Genomic DNA, 7,812 nt, shown 5'->3' on the forward strand with positions numbered 1-7,812 from the left:
GCGATTTCTCCCGTCTCGGGACTAGCGTAAAGCGCGCGCACATGGCTTGAGCGGCATGCGGCAGTGTTCGGCCGCCGTGTACGTGAGAACCTCGATGCTGTATTCCAACCTCGGTCGCCTTGCCGTGGCGACGTCCGCAACCGCCCTGTTCCTGGCGCAGCCCGCCATTGCGCAGCAGGTCGATATCGGCGCCCCCGCCCCGCCGCCCGCCGCCGATGCCCCGGTCGCCCAGCCGCCCGCCAACGACAGCCAGAAACCCGCGACCGAACCCGCCGGTCCATCCGGCCCCGATACACCCACCGAAACCACCGCGCCCGCCAATCGGCGTGGGGCGGGCCGGATTCAGCGTCCGCGCAACATCCTGTTCACGCCGCAAATCGGCGATACGCAAAGCAGCGCGCCCCCCGGTCTGTTCGCGGACTGGCGGCATGCGCGGACGTGGCTGGGGGATCGTGGGTTTGATGTGTCCGCGCGCTATGCGTCGGAAAGCGGGTATAATGTCGCTGGCGGCGAGCGCAGGAAGCTGACCGAAACCGGCCAGGTCGATGTCGGCGCCAAGATCGACATGGCCAAGATCGCCGGGATCGAAGGCGGCACCGTGCAGGCGACGCTGACGTGGCGCCGCGGACGCAACCTCTCCGACGACGCTGGGCTCGGCACCTTGCAGCAGGTGCAGGAGGTATTCGGACGCGGCCAGACCGTCCGCGTCACCGAATTATGGTATGAACAGAAGATCGGCGACACGATCGAGGTGAAGGTCGGCCGGACCAACCCGGGATCGGATTTCGCGGGCTTCTCCTGCCACTTCCAGAACCTGACCTTCTGTGGCGCGCAGCCCGGCAATCTCGTCGGCGATTACTGGTACAACTGGCCGGTGAGCCAATGGGGCGGACGAGTGCACGTCGATATCGGCAGCGGCGGCTATGTCCAATTGGGAGCCTATGAGGTCAACCCCCTCAACCTGAAGAAAAATTTCTTCATCGCGCGCTGGCATGGCGCGACCGGCGCGCTGATCCCGGTGGAAGCGGGCTGGACCCGGCTGGGCGACACCGGTCACGTCGGATCGTACAAGGTCGGTGCCTGGTATTCGACCGCCAACGGCGACGACGTGCTGCTCGATCGGAACCGTCGCCCGATCGCCATCACCGGCCTGGCGCCGTTGCAGCGATCCGGGCGGTACGGCGTCTATGCCAATATCCAGCAGCAGCTCAGCGGGACGTCGAAGGACGGCAAGGCGCTGACCGGGCTGGGGATCTTCGCCAACGTGACGCAGGCAGACCGCGCCACCAGCGTGACCGACAATCAGGCAACCCTCGGCATTTTCTACAAGGGGTTACTGCCCGGGCTCGAAGGGGACGTGCTCGGCGTCGCGGTCGGGCGGACCAACGTCAACGGTCGTGCCGCCGACGGCGATCGCCTGATTCCGGGAACACCGGTGCGCGATGCGGAATATGCCGCTGAAGTCTATTACAGCCTGACCCCAGTCGCCTGGCTGGAGCTTCAGCCCAACGTCCAATGGATCCACCATCCGGGCGGCGTTCGTACGCGGGGCGACGTCGTGGTCCTCGGGCTGAAGGCTGCGCTGACGCTGTAATCGATCCTTGGTCGCAACCGCGCGCGCCCGCCAACCCGCTGGTCGATCCCCGCCACAACAAGAAAGGGCGGGGAATGTTGCCATTCCCCGCCCCCTCAAGGCTGTCCGACGATTCGGAAAATATTAGAAGTGCGTGATCACGCCCAGCATCGGACGGAAGCTGTGGAAGTCACCGAAGGTGTTGACTTCTGCACGGATGCGGAAGCCTGCGTTGCCGGTGATGCCGTTCAGGCCGATGTCCTTCGGACCGAATTCGGTGCCGATGCCGTAGGTGATGCCGTCGACCTTCTTGTCGTTACGGTTGCCGCTGACGAAGGCGGGGTAGTTGTCGAAGTTGACCCACTGATAGCCGACCTTGCCGTAGAACATGCCGCTATCGCCAGCGCGAACGCCGAAACGGCCTGCTGCGCCATATTCCCAATCGATGTTGCCGGAAATGCCCTTTGCGACATTGCCTTCTGCACCGACGAAGACCGGGCCGAGCGGAACGTTGAAGCCGACGACGCCCTGAACCAGAGCGCCTGCGAGACGGTAGTTGTTACGCAGCGTGCCGTTCGAGTTGACTGCCTGCGGGATACCGTGGTTCGGCTCGTTGTCGAACTGCTCCCAGCCGCCCATCACGCCGACATACGGCTCAATGCCGAATGCGCGCGTGCCGTCGGGTGCCTTCGGGCCAGTGTCGGCAGGGGCTGCCATCGTGGTGTCGGCAGGAGCGGCAGGTGCCATGTCCTGAGCGAAAACCGGCGCTGCGAAGAGAACGCCGGCGGCGGCGGCTGCAAGCTTGAGAGTACGCATGTGTTATAGCCTCGTAATTGGCAGTTGGATCGCACCCTGGGGATGCGTCGGGTGTCCCGTAGCGACTTGAACTAGATTGTCCGCAGGTTGTTGCATCGCGGCAGAATTAAAAATCTGAAACGCGGAAATGTCACATTTGTGCAACGCTTTCTTTCGTCAGGATGAACGAACTGCGGCGCAAAGGTGGCGATGATGGGGAGCAAATGTGATGAGCCGCCCCGGATGTGCGACGACCGGAAGCGTCTTTTTCCGAATCATTGCCGGAAACCCCAGCCGGGGTGCCCCCCGGCCGGACCACAGGATCAGTAGGCGCGCCCGATCAGCACACGCTCTACCGCGGGATCGCCGGTGAAAATGCACGCCGCGTCGATCGAAGGCTGTTCCATCGGGGCATTGCGGATCGTCAGCTTGAGCGCCTTCAGCCGCGCAACCACCGCGTCGAGCGCGCTGCCGGTCGGCCGCGACCATTGCACTTCGAGCCAGCCGGGATTTTTCGCCCCGTCTGCGAAATGCGCCTCGATCGCCGCGAAATCGGTGGCGCGCGCGATGTTCGCATCGAGCCGTGATCGCGCTTCGCTATGGAGCGACGCCTGGATCTCCTCCAGCGTCGCCGCCGCCGCCGCGACGAAATCATCGCGCGCGAGGACGTTGCTGTCGAGCTTGCCGTCCTCGCGGTACAGCCGGTCGCGGCGGATCACCGAGACGTTGCCGCCGGACACGTCACGCCCGCCAACTTCGATCACGATCGGCGCGCCCTTCTTGACCCAGCTCCACCGCTTGGTCGCGGTCTTGCCGAACTTGAGGTCGAGCAGCGCACGCACCGGCTCGCCGAGCGCACTCTGCTGCGCGAGTTCCGCCTGCAGCGCCTTGCAATAGTCGACGATCGCGGCGTCCTCCGGCTGGTCGCGCAGCATCGGCACGATCACGATCTGCCACGGCGCGATCCGCGGAGGAACCCGCAGGCCGTCATCGTCGCCGTGGACCATGATGACCCCGCCGATCATCCGCGTCGACACGCCCCAGCTGGTCGTATTGGCAAGCTCGAACACACCTTCGGCATTCTGGAACTTGATGTCCTGCGCGTGCGCGAAGTTGGTGCCGAGGAAGTGCGAGGTGCCCGCCTGGAGCGCCTTGCCGTCCTGCATCATCGCCTCGATGCTGTAGGTCGCGACCGCACCGGGGAAACGCTCGTTCTCGGGCTTCTCGCCCGCCACCACCGGCAGCGCGAGACAGGTTTCGGAGAAGTCGCGGTAGACCTCGAGCATCTTGAGCGTCTCCTCACGCGCTTCGTCGGCCGAGGCGTGCGCGGTATGGCCTTCCTGCCACAGGAACTCGCTGGTGCGCAGGAACATCCGGGTGCGCATTTCCCAGCGGACGACGTTCGCCCACTGGTTGATGAGGACGGGCAAGTCGCGCCACGACTGGACCCAGCGCGCGAACGCCGCGCCGATCACCATTTCGGACGTGGGCCGCACGACGAGCGGTTCCTCGAGCTTCGCTTCGGGATCGGGGATCAGCTTGCCGAGGCCATCCGCCTTGAGCCGGTGATGCGTGACGACCGCCATTTCCTTGGCGAAGCCTTCGACATGCTCGGCTTCTTTTTCGAAATAGGATAGCGGGATGAACAGCGGGAAATAGCAATTCTCATGCCCCGTCGCCTTGATTCGGTCGTCGAGCAGACGCTGGATCCGCTCCCAGATGCCATAGCCCCATGGCCGGATGACCATGCAGCCGCGGACGCCGGACTCCTCGGCGAGGTCGGCCTCGGTGATGACGGACTGGTACCAGGCGGAGAAATCGGCCTCGCGGGTGACGGGGAGTGCGCGTTTGATCATGTCCGCGCGGATAGCGGGAAATGCGGCGGCGGCAAAGCCCGGATGACCGAGCTAGCCCCTCCCCTTCAGGGGAGGGGTTGGGGTGGGGACGTCCAGCAGAACCGAACTCTCTGCGAGGCACTGCCCCACCCCCAACCCCTCCCCTGAAGGGGAGGGGCTTGAAAGGATCAGTGATAACGCCAGCCGTTGCGATACCGATAGCGGTGCTGCCAATAGCGCCCCTGGTTCCAATAGCCGCGACCGCGGTAATAATAGCCCACCCGCGGCGGACCACGATGCGCATAGACGGGTGGCCCATTCGGGCGGCAGATCCCGCGCGGGCCAGGATGGAACCCGCGACCGCATCCGCCTGCCGCTTCGGCAGGACCGACCGCGGTCAAGGCGATGCCGGCGGCGAACACGGCGGCAAGAAGCTTTTTCATGAAGCACCTCTCGAAATACGCATCAACGCCTCCCTTGCTCGGGAGACGGAAAAAACGCCCTCGCCTTGCCCGCGTTCCGTTCGCCCCGCTTCGGTCCTTTCCGGGGTTCACACCGTCAGCAGCGTCGCCCCCGTGGTCTCGCCAGCCGCGAGCGCGCGATGCGCGTCGACCGCGTCTTCCAGCGCGAAGGTCTGCCCGATCACGGGCGCGATCGCGCCCGAGCGCAACATTGCGTACAGCCGCTCGATCCCGGCTGCGCGCTCCTCCGGCGTGACGTAATAGCTGAACAGCGTCGGCCGCGTGACGAACAGCGATCCGCGCGTCGAGAGCGTGCCGAGGTCCACTCCCGTCACCTTCCCCCCGGCATTGCCGTAACTCACGATCAGCCCGCGCCGCGCGGTGCACGCCAGCGACGTTTCCCACGTCGCCATCCCGACCCCGTCGAGCACGATCGGCACCAGCGCGCCGCCGGTAATCTCGCGGACCTGCGCGACCACGTCCTCCTGCTTGTGGACGATCACGTGATCCGCCCCCGCCGCGCGCGCCTGTGCGGCCTTGTCCGCGGTCCCGACCGTGCCGATCACGGTCGCGCCGATCGCCTTGAGCCACCCGACCAGCAGATGCCCGACCCCGCCCGCCGCGGCATGGACCAGCACGGTCTGCCCCGCCTGCACCTTGGCGCACCGTTCGACGAGAAACTCGGTGGTGCAACCCTTGAGCAGGATCGCCGCCGCAGTGCAGTCGTCAATGTCGTCGGGCAGCTTGAACACGGTCGCGGCTGGCAGGTTGCGGGCCTGCGCATACGCACCCGGGGTCGGGCCGAACGTGCCGACGCGGTCGCCGACCGACAAGCCGGTGACGCCCTCCCCCACCGCCTCGACCACGCCCACCGCTTCGGACCCGAGCCCGGTCGGCAGCTTCGCCGGATAGACTCCGCTGCGGAAATAGAGGTCGATGAAGTTGAGGCCGACCACGGTATTGCGCATCCGGATCTCGCCGGGGCCGGGCGCGGGCACGTCGACGTCGATCCATTCGATCACCTCCGGTCCCCCGGTGCGTTCGATCCGTGCGGTGCGTGTCATGCCTTGGTACCTTCTTGTGTCGTCGCGCCAACGTACCGAACGGGTTTCAGGTTGCAACGCGTCTTCGCCCGCGCCAAGAGTGCGCCGACGTACCCCATATTCAAAAGCGGTGGAGGCTGACATGCAAAGCTATCTCAAGCACTATATCGACGGCGCATGGGTCGACAGCATCGGTGGCCACCGCCACGACGTGATCGACCCGGCGACCGAACAGCCGTGCACCGAGATCACGCTTGGCACCCCCGCCGATGTCGACGCCGCGGTCGCCGCCGCACGCACCGCGTTCGAGACCTTCTCGCAGACCTCGGTCGCCGAGCGCGCCGCGCTGCTCGAGCGGATCATCGAGGAATATAAGAAGCGCATCCCCGATCTCGCGCAGGCGGTCAGCCGCGAGATGGGCGCGCCGATCGGCTTTGCGATGGCGGCGCAAGTCCCCGCTGGGCTTGGGCATTTCCTCTCGACGTTGAAGGCGCTCAACGCCTTTCAATTTGAGGAACGGCTTGGCCGATCGAAGGTCGTTCACGAACCGCTCGGCGTCGTCGCGATGATCACGCCGTGGAACTGGCCGCTCAACCAGGTCACCGCCAAGGTCGCCCCCGCGCTCGCGGCGGGTGATACGATGATCCTGAAACCCAGCGAGGAATCGCCCGGTTGCGCGATGATCCTCGCCGAGATCCTGGACGCGGCAGACGTGCCGAAGGGCGTGTTCAACCTCGTCAACGGCGACGGTGCGGGGGTCGGCAACGCGCTGTCGAGCCATAAGGACGTCGACATGGTGAGCTTCACCGGATCGACTCGCGCAGGCATAGCGGTCGCACAGGCCGCCGCCGCGACGGTCAAACGGGTGCATCAGGAACTCGGCGGAAAGGCCGCGAACCTCGTGCTGAAGGGCGCGGATCTGGGTGCGGTCCTGCCGCCGACGGTGCAGGGCGTGCTCGCCAATTCGGGGCAAAGCTGCATCGCGCCGACCCGCTTGCTGGTCCACGCCAGCCAGGTCGAGGAGGCCTCCGCGATCGTCAAGGCGATGATGGAAGGCACCGAGGTCGGCGACCCGACGCAGATGGGTGCGCACATCGGCCCGGTCGTCAACAAGGCGCAGTTCGACAAGATCCAGGGGCTGATCCAGTCCGCGATCGACGAAGGCGCGACGCTCGTCACCGGCGGCACGGGACGTCCCGATGGCCGCAACGTCGGCTATTTCATCAAACCGACGCTGTTCGCCGACGTGACCCCCGACATGCGGATCGCGCAGGAGGAAGTGTTCGGCCCCGTGGCGACGATCACGCGGTACGAGACCGAGGACGAGGCGGTGAAGATCGCCAACGGGACGCCCTACGGCCTGTCCGCGACGATCTCGGGCGACCCCGCCGCCGCCGCCAAGGTCGCACCGCGGCTGCGCGCCGGACTGGTGACGATCAATTCGTGGAGCCCCGACGGCAACGCGCCGTTCGGCGGCTACAAGCAATCGGGCAATGGCCGCGAGAACGGGAAGTTCGGGCTGGCAGACTTCATGGAAGTGAAGACCGTGGTCGGAGAGCCGGGCTAAGGCGCCTGCTCCCGCCAGCGCCATAGGTTTCCGGGGCGACCGCCGCGTGGCGCGGGAGCGCGAGCCCGGCAGGTCGAAGGGTCGCATCCAGGATGCGACCCTCGTTCCGTTTAGGAGACGCGCCTAGAACCTGCGCGGTTCGTGACCGATCATGTCGCAGGTGCCGCGGAACCCGTAGTCGGCGGTGCCCTGCACGGTAATTCGACCGCTCCGCCGATCGATCATGACGCGCGGCTTGTTAAGGCCGTTGAGGCGGTAGGTGCCACGGATGACGTCGGGACCGATCGACACGTCGTAGAGATCCCACCAGCCGTTGTTGCCGCGCGAGTTGATCGGTGGAATCAGCGACCGCGGCAGGCGGATGCGCCCGCCACCGCCCCAGGTCTGAACCATCAGCGACGCGTCGAACACTTCGGTCCGGGTCGTGTTGTAGGTGCCATATTCATAGCGATCGCGGTCCCGGTTCCACGTCCAGGTGGTCCCGCTCGCGAGCCCGGTCTTGGACCCGTCGCCGAAGCAGACGAGGCCGAGATCGACG

General features: G+C 66.0%; 6 protein-coding genes and 1 pseudogene. 2 read left to right on the plus strand and 5 right to left on the minus strand.

The window, feature by feature from the left end:
- Positions 1-94: 94 nt before the first annotated feature.
- On the plus strand, positions 95-1,594 hold the full coding sequence (locus tag QBJ92_RS05135) for a carbohydrate porin (RefSeq protein WP_277968609.1): 1,500 nt from the start codon (positions 95-97) through the stop codon (positions 1,592-1,594).
- 123 nt (positions 1,595-1,717) lie between these two features.
- Here QBJ92_RS05135 and QBJ92_RS05140 read toward each other — a convergent pair whose 3' ends face one another.
- From QBJ92_RS05140 to QBJ92_RS05155, 4 genes are all read right to left on the minus strand, one after another.
- Positions 1,718-2,389, minus strand: a complete 672-nt coding sequence (locus QBJ92_RS05140) for an outer membrane protein (protein WP_277968610.1) — start codon at positions 2,387-2,389, stop codon at positions 1,718-1,720.
- A 302-nt stretch (positions 2,390-2,691) separates the two neighbouring features.
- Entirely contained in the window at positions 2,692-4,224 is a 1,533-nt protein-coding gene (locus QBJ92_RS05145; protein ID WP_277968611.1) for an aminoacyl--tRNA ligase-related protein, read from the minus strand.
- 167 nt (positions 4,225-4,391) lie between these two features.
- Complete coding sequence (locus QBJ92_RS05150; RefSeq protein WP_277968612.1) at positions 4,392-4,646, minus strand: GCG_CRPN prefix-to-repeats domain-containing protein; 255 nt, start codon at positions 4,644-4,646, stop codon at positions 4,392-4,394.
- A gap of 107 nt (positions 4,647-4,753) precedes the next feature.
- Positions 4,754-5,728 carry a quinone oxidoreductase family protein gene (locus QBJ92_RS05155; RefSeq protein WP_277968613.1) on the minus strand — a complete coding sequence of 325 codons (975 nt, stop codon included), beginning with the start codon at positions 5,726-5,728 and terminating at the stop codon, positions 4,754-4,756.
- A 121-nt stretch (positions 5,729-5,849) separates the two neighbouring features.
- Here QBJ92_RS05155 and QBJ92_RS05160 point away from each other — a divergent pair, with 121 nt between their 5' ends.
- Positions 5,850-7,274 (plus strand): aldehyde dehydrogenase family protein, encoded by a 1,425-nt coding sequence (locus tag QBJ92_RS05160; RefSeq protein WP_277968614.1) that lies wholly within the window; start codon positions 5,850-5,852, stop codon positions 7,272-7,274.
- A gap of 123 nt (positions 7,275-7,397) precedes the next feature.
- Here the strand turns inward: QBJ92_RS05160 and QBJ92_RS05165 are convergent.
- Positions 7,398-7,812: pseudogene (locus tag QBJ92_RS05165) on the minus strand (hypothetical protein); the annotation flags it as partial.

The sequence above is a fragment of the Sphingomonas echinoides genome, from assembly GCF_029623395.1.
GTDB classification, from domain to species: domain Bacteria; phylum Pseudomonadota; class Alphaproteobacteria; order Sphingomonadales; family Sphingomonadaceae; genus Sphingomonas; species Sphingomonas echinoides_A.